Below are 19,261 nucleotides of genomic sequence, written 5' to 3'. Positions count from 1 at the left end.
CAAATAAAAAACCGTCTCAAAATTTAAGTATTGAGACGGCTTCTTTTGTTTAATGCGTTTTTTTCCAGTTATAAAACCCTATAGCGTTGTCTTTAATATCTTTTTCCCATTCATTGTTCCATTTTTCTTTTAGATAATTAAATACTAATACATTATACTTTTCGTAATAATCTAAATTACCGGGGGCAAGGCAACCAAAGTCGTAGTAGTTCACATTGAACTTCTTTTGAAATGTTTGGTCAACATCATGATTAGAAGGTTTAAGCCCACCTAGAGTATAAATTGTAACAACATTCTTCTTACTATCATTATCAAACTTTTTTTCAGGAGAAATTTGCCTGAAAGATATTGCCTCTGGTTTATCATTACTCCGTTCCTGCGCGTAGCCTATGGTTAAGGATAGCATAACCAGTAAAGTTATCATCTTTTTCATCAGTTTCTGTCTTTGTTATTTAACCATGTCAACAAGCCTTACAAACTCCGCCCTGTAACCTTCAGGGTCATTCTGCAGCCCCTGTATTGCCAACTGCTTTATGGCTTCCGTTTCTTTGATAGGGATTAGTTTTGAATCCCTCAGCTTCAGCCCGAACCAGGCCACCGCGGCTGCAAATTTAAAGTCACCCGAAGCCTTTTGAAGCGGTACAGCCACATTGGGTATAACCTGTACTATCTCTTTACTCTTATCTTCATCAGGCTTTTTGTGCCTGAATTTTATAGTGGCCAGCTCATCATTATAATTACCTGTTTGCGTTTGGGTTTGCGTTGTGCTGTATTTCAGCTGCGGCACAACAGGAAACAGTTCACTTTCAATACCTGTGGGTATAATTTCATACAGTGCAGTAACCGTGTGGCCGCTGCCGAGCTCCCCGGCATCAATAGCATCGTTAACAAAATCTTCATCGCGCAGCTTGCGGTTCTCATACCCTATAAGGCGGTAGGATTGTACATGCTTAGGGTTAAACTCAATTTGTATCTTAACATCTTTGGCTATGGCATACATTGAGCCTTTAAACTCCTTATCCAGAAAGCGTGTAGCTTCCTGCATATTGTCTATGTAAGCGTAGTTGCCGTTGCCTTTATCGGCCAGAATTTCAAGTTTAGCATCTTTATAGTTGCCCATGCCGTATCCCAGGCAGGTAAGGAATACCCCGCTTTTACGTTTCTCCTCAATCAGGGTCTGCATATCTTTGTCAGATGATGCTCCAACATTAAAATCGCCATCAGTTGCCAGTATAACCCTGTTGTTGCCTGATTTTATAAAATTTTCCTGTGCAGTTTTGTAGGCCAGTTCTATACCTGCGCCACCGGCTGTACTGCCACCTGCGTTAAGATTATCAAGCGCAGCAATAATTTTAGCTTTTTCGGCGCCGCTTGTTGAAGGCAATACCAGTCCTGCAGCACCGGCATATACAACAATGGCTATACGGTCTTCCCTGCGCATTTGGTTCACTAACAGCTTCATAGACTGTTTTAGCAGCGGTAACTTGTTATCATCTTCCATAGAACCCGATACATCTATCAGGAAAACGAAATTAGAGGCTGGCAAGTCGGCTGACGGTATTTCTTTTCCCTTCAGGCCTATTTTTAATAGCTTGTGTTTAGGGTTCCACGGTGCGTCACTGTACTCGGTATTAATTAAGAATGGCGCATCACCTTTTGGTTGCGGGTACTGGTACTTAAAGAAGTTGATCATCTCCTCAACCCTTACCGCATGTTTAGGTACCGTTTGCCCGTTGTTAAGGAACCTTCTTACATTAGTATAGGAAGCATTATCCACATCAATAGAAAAGGTTGAAAGCGGCGCTGTGGCAGGATTTTCAAATTTATTCTCCTCAAAAGATTCGTATTCTTCGTTGTCAACAGGTATTTTAGGATGAGTTTCAGGCGATTTTCCCTTAAATTCTACATGTCCGGGATTGAACAGCTGCTGTATTTTATTTATACTGTTCATCCGCTTCCTGAGCCTTTTTCGTTCTTTACGGGTCATCTTGGTATTAATAACCACCACGCCGTTAACTCCCCTACTGCCATAAATTGATGTCGCCTGTGTATCTTTTACGATTTTTATGTCTTTTACAGTATTAGGATTAATACCCCTGAAATTATCTTCATCTACAGGAATTCCGTCTACTATCAATAAAGGCTTTACGTTTAAATCAATAGTACCCACACCTCTAAGCACAATAGTATTTTCATCCTGGCTGTTAGTAAGGCTGGTTCCTTTATCTTTTAATGACTGTTCAGTAGTCTTATCTTCTCTGTTTACTTTGACACCAACTTTGAATTCGCCACTGTCTGATTGGGGAGTAAAAACCCTCGTGATTTGATTTTGACTGGCAACCGGACTGCCACCCGGTACACTCTTTTTATTACCTGGCTGTGCGGAACCTGTACCTATTTTAAGCCCCGGAAGCTGCCCCTGTAATGATTGAATTGCAAGTGCATTTGCGCGGTCTTGTATAGTTTCAGCAGTTGCACTAACTGACTTATTTACAGCTGATTCTATTATAGCCTCTTCAAGATAACCAAAAGAATGATTTTCTGATGAAGATGGTGAAGATAACATATACTTTTCGTCAATATTACGAAATGCATCTTTTTTGGTTTTTGAAGAAAAAGCTATACTATCTTCTTGTTGACCTGAAAGCCTATTATATAAAGGCTTCACCTCTTCATTCACAACAACCTCTTGCTGCCTTGCTCTTTCAGGACTAAAAGCCTCTTTTACTTTTTGGGTATCAATAACGGTAATATTGTTATCAGGCATTACCGTTGGGGCAACAGGCTGCCTTTCACTCCTGAATATGAATGTCCCGACAGTCAGGCAAAGCAGCAATAAAGCGGCCACACCGGCATATTTCCAATAGATGATCGGACGGCGTTTCTTTTTCTCGTCCAGTTTCTCCTCTACACGGTTCCATACCGCCTCCATGCGTTCAAAACCTCTTGCTTCGGCCTTTTCCGAAGCGTCCCTGAATTCCTTGTATATTTTATCTTGATTTTCCATGACTGTTCTCGTTTTGGTAATAAACATTGTTTACTAATTCCTTTAACTTGGTGCGCGAGACATTTAATTGTGATTTGGAAGTTCCCTCGCTAATGTTCAGCATGGCGGCTATTTCTTTATGCGAATAGCCTTCAATGGCATACAGGTTAAACACGGTTCTGCAGCCTTCAGGCAGGTACGTGAGCAGGTGCAGCAGGTCTTCCTCCTCAAGCCCGGCCGTTTGGGGTTGCGAAGGCTCCGCGCTGTAGCTCATGTCTTCAATATAAATATTGAAGTTTACATTACGTTTCAGGCTCAGCAGGCACTGGTTTACCGCAATTTTGCGGGCCCAGGCTTCAAAGGCTTTCGTTTCTTTCAGTTGGTCAAGTTTTGTAAAGATGGTATAAAAGGCATCGGCCACTGCCTCTTCTATCTCTTCCTCTGCTTTCAGGTACCTTTTGCAGGTATGGTACAATTTAGGAGCCAATAGCTCATACACCTTCCTCTGCGAGTCGCGGTGCATTTTCCTGCATGCTGATATGAGTTTTTCGTCTATCACAATTTGTCTCTTTGCTTATATAGAGCACAAAAAAGCATAAAAGGTTGGGAAGAAGGAAAAAAGTTTTCAGTGTTCAGTCGCAGCTTTTGGTTTATATCTGAAAACTGCGACTGTGACCGGATTCTATTTATTGATCGTCAGGGTATAAATGTCCGACTCCTGTATATCAGAGTCAGCATCCTCACAAAGCAGGAATGCTATAGTTTCGGCAGTTTCTTTATAAAGTGTAATGCCTTCAAACTTATTTTTTGTAGAAATTACCTGTGTACGCTCCACTTTCATGGTCTCGGGGTTTAATGATCCTAATAATGTACCTGCCACTTCACCGTCATGATACGTAGAGTTTGATTTTTCGGCTGCTGCCAAAAAGTAGATTTTATTGCCCACTTTTACCGCATCGGTAAAGCTGGCGCGCGCACCCTTTATTTTAGGCAGTTTCACATCATTGTACAGCATCTGGTAGCTGCCGTCTTTAATATTGCCGGTTATGGTATAAACACCATTTTTGCCCTTTGGGCCGTTGCCCCTGTTAAACAGGTACCAGGTACTTTCGTTATATACTGCGGCTTCAATGTTAAAGTTTTCAGCATCTGTTTCGCCAAACTCCTGCATACCCAGGTAAAGGTCAGTAGCGTCAATTGTTTCTTTTACCTGCTTAGTCCTAACATCTATTATATATATGCTATTCCTCTTATTTGTGGAGCCCGAGCCAAAAAGGTAGAGTTCGTCATGGCATACTGCTATGGCTTCAAGATCGGGCTTATCTTTCTTTATGATATTCTCAAGAGGCGCGGCCGCTGATAAAGGTATTTTCTCCAGCCTGTTGGTAGTCATATTATAGTCATAAAGCATATTGCTGTTGTCTGAAATAATAAAGAGGGAGCCGTTGCCAAAAAACAAGCCCGAAGCTGAGCCAATACCTATAACCTTTAAAAGCAATTCGAGCCTGAACTTTTGCATAATCTTAATATTTTCAGTGAAAACGGTGTATTGTATAAATTCTTACATTTATAGATAAAGATAAAGTATTTTACCATGAAGGCAATAAACTCTGACGATTTTAAAATTACCGGGCCGTTCCACCTGAGCAGTTATCCTACCCTGACCGACCTTGAAGCTTCTGAAAGCCGGAAATCTGAAGCAATAAAAAAAGTAACCAAAAAACTGAGCAAGATACAGGACAGGATGTATGCCAATAACCGCTACAGCGTGCTGGTATGCCTGCAGGGCATGGATACATCCGGTAAAGACAGCCTTATCCGCGAAGTATTCAGCAGGTTCAATGCCCGTGGTGTCATTGTCCACAGTTTTAAAACCCCCACTTCATCAGATCTGGAGCATGATTATCTCTGGCGGCACTATATCGCCCTGCCCGAAAAAGGCAAGTTTGCCGTATTTAACCGGTCGCATTATGAAAATGTGCTGGTAACCCGTGTACATCCTGAACTGCTGCTGAACGAAAACCTGCCGGGGATAACATCGGTTGAGGAGATACCGGAAACCATCTGGCAGGAACGCTATGAACAGATCAATAACTTTGAGAAGCACATCAGTGCTAACGGCACTATCATATTTAAATTTTTCCTGCACCTCGGCAAAGAAGAGCAAAGGCAACGTTTATTGCGAAGGCTGAACAAAACTAAGCATAACTGGAAATTTACACCTTCTGACCTGGAAGAGCGGCAGCTGTGGGACAAATATCAGGACTATTACAGCGAGGCGATAAGCAAGACTTCAAAGCCCTATGCACCGTGGTACATAATCCCTGCCGATAATAAAGAGACTGCCCGCTACATTGTGGCAAAGATTATACTGGATGCGCTATGCGGGTATGATGATATTAAAGAGCCGGAAGTTAACGAAGAAGTCATGGAAAATATTTCGGCTTATCGGGAAATGTTACAGAATGAAGCCTAAAACGCAAACTTATTCATCCAGAAAGTCCCTGAACTCTTCTTCGGAAAGACAAATGCCAAGATGGCTTACTTTCTCATTATCATCTTCGGTTCCGCCAATAAAATAAATAGGTATTTCGGAAGTTGCCTTGCGTTTTTTAATTTCGGATGCCGCTGCCCTGCCATGTGAAGGCTTCACGGCATAATTTATAACAATAGCATCAGGCCTGTGGCTGCCGGTTTTCCTGTAGGCTTCGGCGCCGTCCAAAAGCTCGGCGCCTAATACCTTATGCCTGGTTTTTTTGCAGTAGTCAATTAAGGGGGTAGTTTTTTCCCTGCTCCAGTCAATAATAAATAATTGCATAAATAAGGGGTTTGGCTGCAAATATAAAAAAACCTGCAGTTATTGTGCTGCAGGCTCTCAGGGTTAGTTTCGATGAACGGTGCTATAGCTTAAATCCGTATGCAAAGCGCAGTGCCACCTGGTCAGTATTGAAATCATTTGATCCTTCATACCTGAGGCTTATATCTATAAAATTATTGGCATAGCCTATTCCCGGCGACCATAAAAATGATGTTTCGTCGGTAGTTACGGCAAATCCTGCGCCCGCCTCACCCAAAAGGTAAAAACGGTCTTCCCACACAAAATATTTGAATCCTGCCTTAACCGGTATAAAACCAAGGTCTTCAGCATCAAACTCCTGCCCCGCTACTTCATAATTATCGCCAAAAAAGTGCTGGTAACCGGTAGTTAGTGTTATTGATGCCTTGCTTGTAAAATCATACTGAAGCCTTACATCACCACCAACGGCAAAAGTGTACGCATCAAATTCATCATCTACGGGAAGCCCAAGATTAAGCCCAAACCCCAGCCTGAACACTTGCGGAAAATTATTTAACTCCCGGCTGGGCGACCCGGTAATATCCTGTGCTGAACCTGCAAAACCTGTTATTAATACCGCCCATAACAATACCTTTTTTAACTGTAGCTTTTTCATGATTTCCTCAAATTATTAGTTTAGTAAAGTAAAATTACCGTAATACTTTTACTAATAATTGTAAAGCTTTGTTAAACAATTTGTAATAAAATTTAAATTTAGGGCATCTAAAAATAAAATAATCGAATTATTGAAATTTAGCGCATCAGGCATCAGTATCCTCATCGTCCATTTCAAGAAAAAGCGGTTCAGCCATCAGCTTATCAGCCAACAGTTCTACGCGTTCCGTAATAATATCAGTAAAAAACAGCCGCTGGGTTCGTGAAATGCTGTTGCTAAGCCGGGCTATCTTAGGTTCAAGCCTGTTTTTAAGCAATATTTCGGTATCATCCACAATAAACATTTTCAGGCGGTTCACATCAAAACCTGCGGAGCCAAACATCTCATTAAGCCTTACCGGTGTGCCTACAAGTACATCAATGCCTACTGATATCTGGTTCTTATCATAATCCATATCAGCCTGCTCATATACACCATACACCCTGAGATCCGTATAGGTGCCGTATTTCCGGAAAAGCTCCTGCATCTCAAGTACCTTTGCCTTATCTTTTACAAGTATGAGCACCCTTGGCGACTGCTCCAGCGCTTTCTCCAGGCGCTGTATAACGTGTATTACAATAGTGGTGGTCTTGCCCTGTGAGGCATCGGCGGCCAGCACACAGTCAGCCCCGCTTTTTATGGTCCCGAAACTTTCTTCCTGCAGCCCGGTAGGCTTAGTGAGGCCGGCTTCCTCAAGGGCTTTGGCAAGGCCGGGATTGATTTTTTTTAATTTCATTTAAACATGGTTACGATAAAAAATTCTTTGGCACTATTTTTTTTATCAGCGACAGGAGAAATTTGTATCAATAAATTTATTTACTGGCAAAAAGCCTTACATCGCTCTCCGAAATTTCGGCACCTCCCAAAATTATCAGCCTTTCAACCACATTCCGCAGTTCTCGTATGTTGCCTGTCCAGTCATATTCTTTAAGCAGGTTTATAGCTTCTTCCGAAAATCTTTTAGGGGCAGTACCCTGTTCGCCTGCAATTTTTTCAGCAAAATGTGACACCAGCAGCGGAATATCATCCCTCCGGTCATTAAGTGCGGGTACTTTTATAAGTATAACAGCAAGGCGGTGGTATAGGTCCTCCCGGAAACGGCCTTCTGCTATTTCCTTTTTAAGGTCCTTGTTTGTTGCTGCAATGACGCGCACATCTACCCTTATATCTTTTTCGGCGCCCACACGCTGAATCATGTTTTCCTGCAGCGCACGCAATACTTTGGCCTGGGCCGGCAGGCTCATGTCCCCTATCTCATCAAGAAATATGGTGCCTTTATCTGCCGCTTCAAATTTTCCTGCCCTGTCCTTTACAGCACTTGTAAAGGCGCCTTTAACATGGCCGAACAATTCGCTCTCAATAAGTTCCGAAGGTATGGCGGCACAATTCACCTCAATAAAAGGCGCTGAAGCCCGTTCGCTTTTTTCATGCAGCCAGTGTGCCACAAGCTCTTTACCCGTGCCATTTGGCCCAGTTATCAAAACACGCGCATCTGTAGGGGCTACCTTTTCAATTATGCTTTTAATATGGTTTATAGGTTCGCTCTCGCCTACCATCTGGTAATTTTTGCTGACTTTCTTTTTCAGCATCTTGTTTTCAACAACAAGTGTTTTGCGGTCCAGCGCGTTGCGTACTGTATTAAGCAGGCGGTTAAGGTCCGGTGGTTTTGAAATATAATCAAATGCTCCCAGGCGCATAGTATTTATGGCAGTTTCAAGGTCACCATGGCCTGATATCATTACAAAAGGGATTTCAGGTTTTAGTTTCTTTACAGTTTCCAGCACCTCTACACCATCCAGCTTGGGCATTTTAATATCGCACAGTACCAGGTCATAATCGTCGTTCTTTATCTTTTCAAGGCCCTGCTGCCCGTCTTCGGCCTCTTCTACAATATAGGTATCATTCTCCTCGGCAAGTATTTTGGTCAATACACGGCGGATAGCGGCTTCGTCTTCAATAATTAATATCTTAGGCATCTTTTATTAGATTGTCAGATTATTAGATTTATAGATTTTCAGGCTCTTAAAGTTATTGGTTAGAAAGCTGCCTTGCAAACAAACTAAACTTCTTTTAACTTTTATTTCCCCCTTTGGGGGATAGGGGGCTTAATACTTCAGCCACTTAAAGATTTCTTTATAAGTTGGTTTCTTACCATACATAAGAATACCGATACGGTATATTTTAGCCGCAAACCATACTACCCCAAAAAATGTAGCAAACAGCAGGCTTATCGAGAGGACCAACTGCCACAGGGGCACCCCAAAAGGAATACGCATAAGCATTACAATGGGCGATGTAAGCGGTATCATGGAAAATACTGTGGCCACTGTGCCGTGAGGGTCATTTATTACGGTAAAAAACCCAACATATACAGCCAGCATTAAAGGCAGTATGATAGGCAGGAGGAATTGCTGTGAATCGGTTTCGCTGTCAACCGCGGCGCCAATGGCAGCATAAAATGAGCTGTACAGGAAGAAACCGCCAATAAAGTAAACGACGAATGACAATACGATGGTAAGCAATGGCAGTTTAAGCAACTCTACCAGTAAAACCGTTGCTACATTATCTGAAGCTGCGGGCGCGGCCTGTACTGCACCAGCGGCACCTCCCATCTGCACATCAAGCAGCGTGCTGAGCACAACAATGAGTACTGTGCCCAACAGGGCCCATATTGCAAACTGCAGGATGCCGGCCAGCGAAGTCCCAATAATTTTTCCCATCATAAGCCTGAAAGGCTTTACTGATGATACTATAATTTCAATAATACGGTTGGTTTTCTCTTCTATAACGCTGCGCATAACCAGGTTGCCGTATATGATAACGAACATCATGATGAAATAGCCGGCAAGCCCTCCTACAGCCATCTTTATGTAGGCGGCTTCTTTTACGGTTTCCTCACCGGAGAATTTGCTCAGGTGCACTTTAGCATCAGCCTTTGCTTTTTCAATCTTATCATAATCAAACCCAAGGGTTTTGAGGTTACTTTTAGTAACCTTATCGTTTATAACGCTTTCAATATCCTCAACAAGCTCAAGGCTTGGCGATTCATTGGAAATGAACTCTACATCAGTAGAAAGTTTTGAAAGGCTGTCAACCTGCGGTACATATATTATACCTTCATACTCTTCCTCTGATGCTGTTTTTTTTGCAGCGTCAAGCGGCATGGCCGATAGGTCTATGAATTTGCGGTGGTCATCATTTTTAAGGTCGGCTTTCAGCAAGCTGCCCTTATCATGTATGGCAACTTTTACAAGGTCGCTGTTATTAAGGCTGGCAAGGTAGCCAATAATTACGCCCATAGCCACAAACAACAAAGGGCTCAGGAAAGTCATGACTATAAACGACTTGTTGCGCACCTTGGCATTAAATTCTCTTTTTATAATTAAGGAAAGGCTCATTATCTTTTGCTTACAGTTTGAATAAAAATATCATTAACACTCGGTATTTTTTCTACAAAATAGGTAACATCACCATACTGCAGCAATGTTTGCAGCAACTCTCTTGAAGTGGCTCCCTCCGGCAGTGTTACTTCCAGTTTCAGTTCATCATCAAGCGTTTTAAAACTGGCCTGTTTTGTTGTGTACCTGTTGGCAATACCGGCAAATAACTGCTCAATATTTACAGGCACAATACCCACTTCAAAGGTATTGCTCCTGTATTGTTTTTTAACTTCCTGCAGCGGGCCTTCAATAAGCTTGTCTGATTTGTTTATAAGTGCAATATAATCACACATATCTTCCACGCTCTCCATGCGGTGCGTAGAAAAGATTACGGTGGTGCCTTTATCACGCAGTGCAAGTATCTCATCTTTTATGATGTTGGCATTTACAGGGTCAAAACCACTGAAAGGCTCATCAAGTATCAGCAGCTTTGGCTGGTGGAGCACTGTAACCACAAACTGTATCTTTTGTGCCATACCTTTAGACAACTCCTGTATCTTTTTATTCCACCATCCCTGTATTTCTAGCTTCTCAAACCAGTATTGCAGCTGTTTCCTGGCTTCTGCTTTGCTAAGGCCTTTAAGCTGGGCTAAGTAAAGTGCCTGCTCCCCTACCTTCATTGTTTTATAAAGGCCACGCTCTTCGGGCATATAGCCTATATGCGAAATATGGGAAGGATTAAGTTTTTCGCCGTCAAGCAATACTTCGCCGCTGTCGGGCATGGTGATCTGGTTGATGATACGGATGAGGGAGGTTTTCCCGGCCCCATTTGGCCCCAGCAGCCCATAAATGCTGCCATGGGGAACCTGCAGGGATACACTGTTAAGCGCCGTATAATTACCATATTGCTTAACAACGTTTTTAACTTCAAGTATTGGTGATGCCATTTGTTATTGTTTACCGTACATAAGTAGCATTTTGTGCCTTATTGTTACCGGCAAATATAATAGGTTGCGCCGGTAAAAAAAACCCATCCTTAACTTGCGGAAAGGATGGGAAAAATTGCTATGAAAAAGAAAAATTCACTAGGTATCTAGTGAATCCAAATATATAATAATTTCTTAAATTATGAAAACATATCCTTAACTTTTTCAAAAAAAGATTTATCGCCTTTTTCAGGGTGCGGGACAAAATTTTCATCTGTAAGGGATTTCTCAAAGAACTGGCGCTGCTCCTTGGTAAGGTTTTTAGGTGTCCAAACGTTTACGTGTACCAGCAAATCGCCGTTACCATAGCTGTTAAGGCTGGGTATTCCTTTACCTTTAAGCCTTAGTATCTTGCCGCTTTGTATGCCTTCTTCAAGTTTTATCCTTACTTTGCCGTTAACAGTTTCAATATCTTTTGATACCCCAAGGGCTGCCTCCGCAACGCTTATATAAAGGTCCATGTGCAGGTTTTCGCCTTCGCGCTTCAGGGTGTCATGCTCTATTTCCTCGATGGCTACAATAAGGTCACCCGGTATGCTGTTGCTGCCCGGCGCATCGTTACCTTTGCCGGAAACCTTAAGCTGCATGCCATCGGCTACGCCTGCCGGTATTTTGATAGATACGGTTTCATCTTCCATTATCATGCCCTGAGCATCGGCCTGGTGGGGCCTTGATTCAATTATCTGGCCTGTACCGCCGCAAACATGGCAGGTTGACGATGTCTGCATACGGCCCAGTATTGTATTGGTAACTTTCATAACCTGTCCGGTGCCGCCACAGGTACTACAGGTTTTGTAGGTGACACCCCTGGCCTGGACTTTCCTTTTTACCTTTACCTTTTTTTCCACACCATTGGCCACTTCATCAAGGGTTAGTTTTACTTTAATACGGAGGTTACTGCCTTTCATCCTGCGCTGGCCGCTGCCGCCAAAACCACCGAAGCCGCCACTAAAGCCACCGCCAAATGCGCTGCCGAATATATCGCCAAACTGGCTGAATATATCATCCATGTTCATTCCACCGCCTCCAAATCCGGAAGGCCCTTCAAAGGCTGCATGGCCATACTGGTCATAGCGTGCTTTTTTATCCGGGTCGCTTAATACCTCGTACGCCTCGGCTGCGAGTTTAAAATTTTCTTCGGCAGCCTTGTCGCCCGGGTTTTTGTCAGGGTGGTATTCAATGGCTTTTTTACGATAGGCTTTTTTTACCTGCTCCGGCGTAGCACTCTTATCAATACCCAGTATTTCGTAATAATCTCTTTTCATTAGTTATATATTAAATGAGGCATAGTGCTTAGTTCCCGATAACTACTTTAGGGAAACGGATTATTTTATCGCCGAGTTTGTAACCTTTTTCCACGACATCCACAATCTTGCCTTTGAGTTCATCTGTTGGTGCCGGGATTTGTGTAATAGCTTCGGCAAAATCTGCATTAAAAGCATCACCAGCCTTAAGTTCCACTTCTTCAAGCCCTTTAGATTTTAAAGTATCTTTAAGTTTATTATGTATCAGCTCCACACCTTTGAGCAGCACCTCATCGCCTGCACCTGCGATCTGCGCCAGCGCCCTGTCAAAATCATCCATGACGGGCAGCAGGGCCTGCAAAACTTCCTGGTTTGCCGTCTTAAATAATTCCAGCCGCTCTTTTGATGTCCGTTTTTTGTAATTTTCAAATTCAGCGAACAGGCGGAGGAACTTATCTTTTTCCTTAGCCAGTTCTTCTTTTAGTTTTTCTTCTTCGGTCAGGTTTTCGGCAGAAGGTATACCGGCTTCGGTGTCACTGTTATTAGCTGCTGCTGCCGTGCCAGTTTCGGCGGCGGCATTATCCTGTATTACTTCTTTTTCTACTTTCTCTGAATTTTCCCGGCTCATATATTTTAAGTCTTAAAACATTTATAGTTATACTTCTACTATAAAGTTGCAAAAGTATTGCCAAAAGTGTTATAATGTCAAATTGTCACAGATTTTATTTAAATATTTTAGTCAACAGGAACTACAGCGCCCGGATAAGGCTGCCGGGATGCACTGCCGACCTGGANTCTACTTTCTCTGAATTTTCCCGGCTCATATATTTTAAGTCTTAAAACATTTATAGTTATACTTCTACTATAAAGTTGCAAAAGTATTGCCAAAAGTGTTATAATGTCAAATTGTCACAGATTTTATTTAAATATTTTAGTCAACAGGAACTACAGCGCCCGGATAAGGCTGCCGGGATGCACTGCCGACCTGGACTAGCCCCGATGGAAGCGGCATCCTCCCCGCCGCCTGCTTTCGCGGCGGGGAGATATAGCGACAGCGGGACAGGTGTAGCCAAAAAGGCGATTAGCCTGCTGCTCCGTATAAAACGACAATTAAGTTCCTGATGGGTAGCGGCTTACCTGGCAGCTATAGTGGCCGGCCGGGTGAAAATTATGGGTAATGAACAACTATTTGTCCTGTAATGTGTCCTGAAGGGCTTTGTCTAATGACAGGTACCGGAACTGGTAGCCCTGGGCAATGATTTTTTTTGCGCTTACATTCTGGCTTGCCAGAAGCAGTGTGTGCATCTCGCCTAAAATGAGTTCCAGCATAAACTTGGGTACATTTGGCATGAAATACGGTTTATTGAGTACCCTGGCAATATTTTCCATAAGGGTATTATTGCTTACAGGATAGGGTGATACGGCGTTATACACCCCTTCTAAGTTATTGTTTATTATGAAATAATAAATGTTTACAAGGTCCTGTATATGTATCCATGACTGTATCTGTTCCCCGCTGCCAAGTCCTGACGCAAACCCAAAACGTGCTGGCCTGGCCATTTCTTTCAGCGCGCCGCCATTGGCTGAAAGCACAATTCCTGTGCGTACCTTGGCCACTTTAATATTGCCGGACTGTGCGATGCGGTCCACAGATTTTTCCCAGTTTTGTACGACATGGCTGAGGAAAGAATTGTCATAGCCGGTAAAGTCTTCAGAATAAATATTTACCAGGCTGTCAGGATATATGCCAATAGCCGAAGCGGAAACAAACTGCCGGACAGTATGCTGCTTGTTCCTGAGCAGGTTTGCGAGTACCCCGGTTGACAGCACCCTGCTTTCCAGGATTTCCTGTTTGTACGCTTTAGTCCACCTTTTACTGATAGTAGCACCAGCCAGATGCACAATGACATCCACGTCAGTTATGGCGTCTTCGTCAATAATACCTTTTTCAGGATTCCAGTAAAATCCTGTATATCTTGATTCTCCCTGGATTTTGGTTTTTGAAGTAGTAAGGTAATTGATATGAATACCATTCTTGAGAAGGAGTGATACCAATTCACTTCCTACAAGGCCTGTAGCACCGGTTATAAGTACCCTCATGGTTGTTTTTGTCAAATGTAATTACAATTTATGTAAACATTTGTTAAAAAGAATACTTTAACCAGAGTTTATGAATTATAACTGGTGAAACGGGCTATTGAGAAGATTACTCCTAATCTTTACCGTCCATTCAAATTCCATTACCGAAACTTTATCTCCCTGTTCATCAACTCCGGTTGATTTCATCCAGAACGTCTGGCCTTCAAGGGTTTCTTTTGCCTTACTTAAAGCTTCTGCCACCAGCATACCGTCAGCACAGGAAAATGTTATACGCCCACGTGCTTTTTTTGTGAACGTACTTTTGCTTCTTGCAACCAGCATTGATATATCTTCCCCACTTTTTTTTATGTGATACAACACCAGCGCTCCCGTAGAAAGTTCAGCAGCCATGGCCTGAACCGCAAAATAAATTGACCGGAAGGGGTTTTGGTTAATCCAGCGGTGTTTTACCGTAACAGAACAGCTGCCGGGTACAATACTACTGGCCCTGACACCACACCAAAAAGCGGCCGGTACTTTAAAAAAAAGCATAGTATTAATTTTTAACGGCGTGATGTTCATAATACCCTTATTTACTGCTAATGTAAATAAATATTAGTCACGCATAACAATTTATAAATGTTAAAAATATGTTAAATAATAGTACTTTGTATTGCATAATACCTTTTTTTAAACATATATTTGCATAGAATATTAATAGATAATAACACCTACTATGGAAACAACAGCTAATAGAAATACAGCGACACTGCTACAGCTAAGCGCACTTACCCAGTATTTTTTTCCTTTGGGCAACTATATCTTTCCATTATTTATTTGGAGCTTCAGGAAGAATGAATCCGCTTTTGTGGATTATAATGGCAAACAGGCCATTAATTTCCAGCTAAGCATGCTACTGTACATGTTGGTGCTTGGCGCTGTAGCGGTACCGCTTTTTCTATATTCTTTATTCAGCACCACTACTTTTAGTTATGGCAGCGGTAAAGGATTTATAACAGAAGAGCTTAAAGCCGGTAATATCTCAGGCTTGTTGGTTATAGGCATAACTGCAACAATAGTATTTATAATGCTTAAGATTTTTGAATTTTGCCTTATACTTTATGCAGCAGTTAAGAACAGTAACGGGCAGGATTTTAATTTTCCGCTGACAATCAGCTTTATAAAATAGACATCAATCATCAATCATCAATCATCAATCATCAATCATCAATCAAAAACGACAGTAAAAATGAAAACAACAGTGCTACACTCCAGCCTTAAAGAGCCTACAGCCGGCAGGGGGGAAGAAAAGACGGTAAGATGCAGTTTAATTAAAAATCATGACGATCTATGAATATTGAAAACACTAAAGCCCAAATGCGCAAAGGCGTATTGGAGTTCTGCATATTATCAGTGCTGAAAGAAAAAGATGCCTACACATCTGAGATACTTGACACACTGAAAAACGCGAGGATGCTTGTGGTGGAAGGGACAGTTTATCCCCTCCTCACAAGGTTAAAAAACGATGGTTTCCTAAGCTACCGCTGGGAAGAGTCAACTTCAGGGCCACCACGTAAATACTACGGCCTTACTGAAGAAGGTAAAGATTTTTTAAAAGAATTAAGCATCACCTGGACAGAATTGTCTGATGCAGTAAATATTATAACAAGCCAAAACACATAGCCATGAACAAAACAGTTAGTATAAATTTAGGAGGTTTATTTTTCCATATAGACGAAGATGCCTACCAAAAGCTTAACCGCTATTTTGACGCTATAAAAAGATCGCTTTCACCTGATGGGAAAGATGAAATAATGAACGATATAGAAGGCCGGATAGCGGAACTCCTCCTCGAAAAATTAAAAAATGACAAACAGGTGGTAGGCTTACGGGAAATTGACGAGGTTATTGCCGTGATGGGGCAGCCTGAAGATTACCGGATAGATGAAGAAGCAGCCGCCGCCGGCAGCTTCAATACAGGATACATTACTGTCAAAAAGTTTTACCGCGATGGCGACAGAGGAATGATTGCGGGTGTTTGTGCCGGTATAGCACATTATTTCAGGATAGACCCGCTATGGATACGTATAATATTTATCTTATCATTACTGCTTTCCTTTGGTACAAGCGTATTTGTTTACATCCTGCTGTGGATACTGATCCCCAAGGCTATCACCACAACAGAAAAACTGGAAATGACCGGCGAGCCGATAAATATTTCTAACATTGAAAAAAAAGTCCGCGAAGAGATAAGTGGCATTTCAGAAAAACTGAATAATGTAGATTATAATAAACTGGGGACAACCGCCAGAAATGGCGCCGAAAAAATAGGAAATACTATAGGCGATGTGTTTTCATTTATTTTTAAAGCCATTGCCAAAGTAGTTGGCGCATTTATAGTTATATTATCAGCCATTACCCTGGGCAGTATGGTTATTGGACTTTTTGTACTCCTTTTTTCATCTACAATGACAGAAGCTACCTGGTACCCGTACATGAATATATTCAATTATACAGATACACCCTTATGGATTGTAGGCATAGCCGGTTTTTGTGCGATAGCCATACCTATATTCTTCCTCTTTATGCTTGGCCTTAAAATACTGGTGAATAACCTGCGCCCTATAGGAAGCATTACGGGATATACTTTCCTGGGAATCTGGATACTGTCTGTTGCTTCATTGATATACATCGGGATGCGCCAGGCATCAGAAGTAAGTTCTGAAAGTAAAACAATCCGCAAAGAGGTTATTAACCTTGCGCAAAATGATACACTTTACATAAATTTCAGGAATAATGATTATTTTAGCAAGGATGTAGACCGTAAAACAGAAGTACGTTTTACACAGGACTCCACCGGGAATCATATCCTCTACTCCAACAGCGTTTCATTCTACGTGATGAAGACCGATGGGACTTCTCCTTATATACAGGTTGAAAAACTGGCTTTAGGAAGCACAATGGATGAAGCAAGACAAAGAGCGGAAAAAATAAATTATGGATTTAAGATTGAAGGGAACAGGCTGATATTAGATAATTACCTGCTCTCCGACATAAAAAACAAATACCGTAACCAGAGGGTGGAAATATACCTGTACCTGCCTAACGGCACCTATTTTAAACCTGACAGCAGTGTACAGTTGTATGACGAAACTGACAATAGCTTTTTTGACCTGTGGTTCAATTCGGATAAATACACATACCGTATGGAAGATACAGGAGTTAAGTGCCTTAACTGCAGCCTGGAAGATCCTGAAAATAAACGTGAAGGTTCAGGGCCAGGGGGAGAAACTATCAACGTAACAGGGAGCCGTACTGAAAATGTTGATATAAAAATAAGCAAAGACAGCCTCAAGATTAAAGCAACATCTGCGAACTAAAACTTATGTATATGCTTAAAATTTTAATTTACACAATAAAAATTATTATTACTGCAACGCTGGCATTGCTGGTATCATCATGTGGGTATAGAAAGATTGAAGGCACCGGCAATGTAGTAACTAAAACCAGGCCGCTAACAGGTTTCAACAGTATTTCTGCCGAAGGCGGGCTGGATATAGTCATTGAGCAAAGCAGCCAGACATCTGTTACGGTAGAAGCAGACGAAAACCTGCACCAGCATATCAAAACAGAACTTAAAGGCAATACTCTTTTTATCAGCACGGATGCCGACATAGATAATGCCGAAGCAAAAAAAGTAATTGTGCAGCTTCCTTTGATAAAAGGAATAGCATCTGAGGGGGGAGTTTCTGTTGAAGGTAAGAATATCATAAAAGCAGATAATATTGACCTTGATGGCGGTGGTGGAAGTATGATTGAAATCAGTGTAGATGCAGTAAGTGTTAACTGTGAGAGCGGCAGCGGCAGCAATATAAAGATACACGGAAAAACAGGGAGGCTGAACGTAGACGCATCAGGAGGGAGTGTTATCAGCGCAAAAGGACTGGCAGCAAAAAGCGTAAAGGCAGAAGCATCAAGCGGTGCGAGGATATATGTTAACGCCTCAAAAGAACTTGTTGCCGAAGCGTCAAGCGGTTCCAAAGTATTGTATGCATCAACGCCCGAAAAACTCAGCAAAAAAGTATCTTCCGGCGGCGATGTGGCGCAGGACTAATAATCATAGAAAAGAAAGCACCCTGCCCGCAACGCAATGATGGCCGGAAGAAAATCTTGCAAACATGACTGGCAAACGATGCAGCCATTTTATTTTGCAGTGGCTGCGTTGGCATATTTTTTATTACTTTGCGGAAATTAAAATTTATGAAGAAAATATTAGTGGCATTTTGCGCTGTTGCCGCGCTGGTTGCCTGTAATGAAACCGGGCACGGTGATGCCAACCTGCATATTACCGGCAATATTAAAGGGCTGAAACAGGGAAAATTGTATGTACAGCGTATAGTTGACACCAGCCTTGTAAATCTTGACACTATAGCCATAAACGGAAAATCAGCTTTTGAAAGCCATGTAAAAATTGACTCACCTGAAATGCTGTTCCTTTTCCTTGACAGGGGGCAGACAAAATCTGTTGACAATAACCTGCCTTTTTTTGCGGAACCCGGTAAAATGAGGATTGAGAGTACTATTGATGCATTTTACCTAAAGGCAAAAGTTACAGGCTCTGAAAACCATAAGATATACGAAGATTTCTTAAAAGGCAAAAAGCGGTATATTGACCAGAACCTGGACTTGCTGCAAAAGAATATCGAAGCGACAAAACAGGGGGACGTAGCACGGCTAGACAGCATTGCCACACAACAGGACAAACTGCTTAAAAGGCGATACCTGTACACTATTAACTTTGCCATGAACAATGCTAACCGGGAGGCAGGCCCATACATAGCACTTTCGGAAGTATATGATGCCAATATTAAATACCTGGACACAGTTGCCAAAAGCATGAGCCCTAAAATAGCCAAATCACGTTATGGCAAATTACTGATCAAGCATATAAACGACCGAAAAAAAGCTGAGTCAGGGCAAAAATAAAATTCAAATTGGGCAAAAAATAAACCGCTTAGTTTCCTAAGCGGTTTTTTATTGAGCCGATAGAGGGACTCGAACCCACGACCTGCTGATTACAAATCAGCTGCTCTAG

20 protein-coding genes are annotated in these 19,261 nt (G+C 42.0%); 6 read left to right on the top strand and 14 right to left on the bottom strand.

Features of this window, described 5'->3' with window-relative positions; translation table 11 throughout:
• Positions 1–49: 49 nt before the first annotated feature.
• The 4 genes from CHU92_RS06590 to CHU92_RS06575 form a co-directional block, all read right to left on the bottom strand.
• Complete coding sequence (locus tag CHU92_RS06590) at positions 50–433, bottom strand: FEKKY domain-containing protein (protein WP_094413823.1); 384 nt, start codon at positions 431–433, stop codon at positions 50–52.
• A gap of 15 nt (positions 434–448) precedes the next feature.
• A complete protein-coding gene (locus tag CHU92_RS06585; protein WP_165764598.1) occupies positions 449–3,007 on the bottom strand; it encodes a vWA domain-containing protein in 2,559 nt (852 codons plus the stop codon).
• Positions 2,991–3,509, bottom strand: a complete 519-nt coding sequence (locus CHU92_RS06580) for an RNA polymerase sigma factor (RefSeq protein ID WP_094413825.1) — start codon at positions 3,507–3,509, stop codon at positions 2,991–2,993. The genes CHU92_RS06585 and CHU92_RS06580 overlap by 17 nt, the downstream gene beginning before the upstream one ends.
• Positions 3,510–3,668: 159 nt before the next feature.
• Entirely contained in the window at positions 3,669–4,505 is an 837-nt protein-coding gene (locus tag CHU92_RS06575) for a DUF6929 family protein (protein WP_094413821.1), read from the bottom strand.
• A gap of 75 nt (positions 4,506–4,580) precedes the next feature.
• On the opposite strand from CHU92_RS06575, the gene CHU92_RS06570 reads away from it, so the two are divergent.
• Entirely contained in the window at positions 4,581–5,462 is an 882-nt protein-coding gene (locus CHU92_RS06570) for a PPK2 family polyphosphate kinase (RefSeq protein ID WP_094413819.1), read from the top strand.
• A 9-nt stretch (positions 5,463–5,471) separates the two neighbouring features.
• Here the strand turns inward: CHU92_RS06570 and CHU92_RS06565 are convergent, their stop codons facing one another.
• The 10 genes from CHU92_RS06565 to CHU92_RS06515 all read right to left on the bottom strand — a co-directional run bounded on the left by CHU92_RS06565 (position 5,472) and on the right by CHU92_RS06515 (position 14,748).
• Entirely contained in the window at positions 5,472–5,804 is a 333-nt protein-coding gene (locus CHU92_RS06565; protein WP_094413817.1) for a response regulator, read from the bottom strand.
• An 82-nt stretch (positions 5,805–5,886) separates the two neighbouring features.
• The gene (locus CHU92_RS06560; protein WP_094413815.1) at positions 5,887–6,438 is read right to left on the bottom strand and encodes a hypothetical protein; all 552 of its coding nucleotides are present in this window, start codon (positions 6,436–6,438) and stop codon (positions 5,887–5,889) included.
• A gap of 145 nt (positions 6,439–6,583) precedes the next feature.
• Positions 6,584–7,213 carry a DEAD/DEAH box helicase gene (locus CHU92_RS06555; protein ID WP_094413813.1) on the bottom strand — a complete coding sequence of 210 codons (630 nt, stop codon included), beginning with the start codon at positions 7,211–7,213 and terminating at the stop codon, positions 6,584–6,586.
• A gap of 76 nt (positions 7,214–7,289) precedes the next feature.
• Positions 7,290–8,453, bottom strand: coding sequence for a sigma-54-dependent transcriptional regulator (locus tag CHU92_RS06550; RefSeq protein ID WP_094413811.1), 1,164 nt, complete (start codon positions 8,451–8,453; stop codon positions 7,290–7,292).
• Between the two features lie 129 nt (positions 8,454–8,582).
• On the bottom strand, positions 8,583–9,878 hold the full coding sequence (locus tag CHU92_RS06545; RefSeq protein WP_094413809.1) for an ABC transporter permease: 1,296 nt from the start codon (positions 9,876–9,878) through the stop codon (positions 8,583–8,585).
• On the bottom strand, positions 9,875–10,804 hold the full coding sequence (locus tag CHU92_RS06540) for an ABC transporter ATP-binding protein (RefSeq protein WP_094413807.1): 930 nt from the start codon (positions 10,802–10,804) through the stop codon (positions 9,875–9,877). Before CHU92_RS06540 ends, CHU92_RS06545 begins: the two co-directional genes overlap by 4 nt.
• 179 nt (positions 10,805–10,983) lie before the next feature.
• Positions 10,984–12,108 carry a molecular chaperone DnaJ gene (gene dnaJ, locus CHU92_RS06535; RefSeq protein WP_094413805.1) on the bottom strand — a complete coding sequence of 375 codons (1,125 nt, stop codon included), beginning with the start codon at positions 12,106–12,108 and terminating at the stop codon, positions 10,984–10,986.
• A 28-nt stretch (positions 12,109–12,136) separates the two neighbouring features.
• Positions 12,137–12,715, bottom strand: a complete 579-nt coding sequence (locus tag CHU92_RS06530) for a nucleotide exchange factor GrpE (protein ID WP_094413803.1) — start codon at positions 12,713–12,715, stop codon at positions 12,137–12,139.
• Positions 12,716–13,272: 557 nt separating this feature from the next.
• The gene (locus CHU92_RS06520; protein WP_094413799.1) at positions 13,273–14,187 is read right to left on the bottom strand and encodes a TIGR01777 family oxidoreductase; all 915 of its coding nucleotides are present in this window, start codon (positions 14,185–14,187) and stop codon (positions 13,273–13,275) included.
• 75 nt (positions 14,188–14,262) lie between these two features.
• On the bottom strand, positions 14,263–14,748 hold the full coding sequence (locus tag CHU92_RS06515) for a DUF4442 domain-containing protein (protein WP_094413797.1): 486 nt from the start codon (positions 14,746–14,748) through the stop codon (positions 14,263–14,265).
• Between the two features lie 154 nt (positions 14,749–14,902).
• Here CHU92_RS06515 and CHU92_RS06510 point away from each other — a divergent pair, with 154 nt between their 5' ends.
• The 5 genes from CHU92_RS06510 (at position 14,903) to CHU92_RS06490 (ending at position 19,152) form a co-directional block, all read left to right on the top strand.
• On the top strand, positions 14,903–15,355 hold the full coding sequence (locus tag CHU92_RS06510; protein WP_094413795.1) for a DUF4870 domain-containing protein: 453 nt from the start codon (positions 14,903–14,905) through the stop codon (positions 15,353–15,355).
• Between the two features lie 161 nt (positions 15,356–15,516).
• Positions 15,517–15,849 (top strand): PadR family transcriptional regulator, encoded by a 333-nt coding sequence (locus tag CHU92_RS06505; RefSeq protein ID WP_094413793.1) that lies wholly within the window; start codon positions 15,517–15,519, stop codon positions 15,847–15,849.
• Positions 15,850–15,851: 2 nt separating this feature from the next.
• On the top strand, positions 15,852–17,546 hold the full coding sequence (locus CHU92_RS06500) for a PspC domain-containing protein (RefSeq protein ID WP_094413791.1): 1,695 nt from the start codon (positions 15,852–15,854) through the stop codon (positions 17,544–17,546).
• Between the two features lie 11 nt (positions 17,547–17,557).
• Positions 17,558–18,280: a head GIN domain-containing protein gene (locus CHU92_RS06495; RefSeq protein ID WP_165764597.1), complete on the top strand. Its 723-nt coding sequence runs from the start codon at positions 17,558–17,560 to the stop codon at positions 18,278–18,280.
• 146 nt (positions 18,281–18,426) lie between these two features.
• Positions 18,427–19,152, top strand: a complete 726-nt coding sequence (locus CHU92_RS06490; protein ID WP_094413787.1) for a DUF4369 domain-containing protein — start codon at positions 18,427–18,429, stop codon at positions 19,150–19,152.
• The last annotated feature ends 109 nt before the right edge of the window (positions 19,153–19,261 follow it).

This window comes from Flavobacterium cyanobacteriorum, from assembly GCF_002251835.1.
Lineage (GTDB): Bacteria > Bacteroidota > Bacteroidia > Flavobacteriales > Flavobacteriaceae > Flavobacterium > Flavobacterium cyanobacteriorum.
This window is presented reverse-complemented; position numbering and strand designations above follow the sequence as displayed.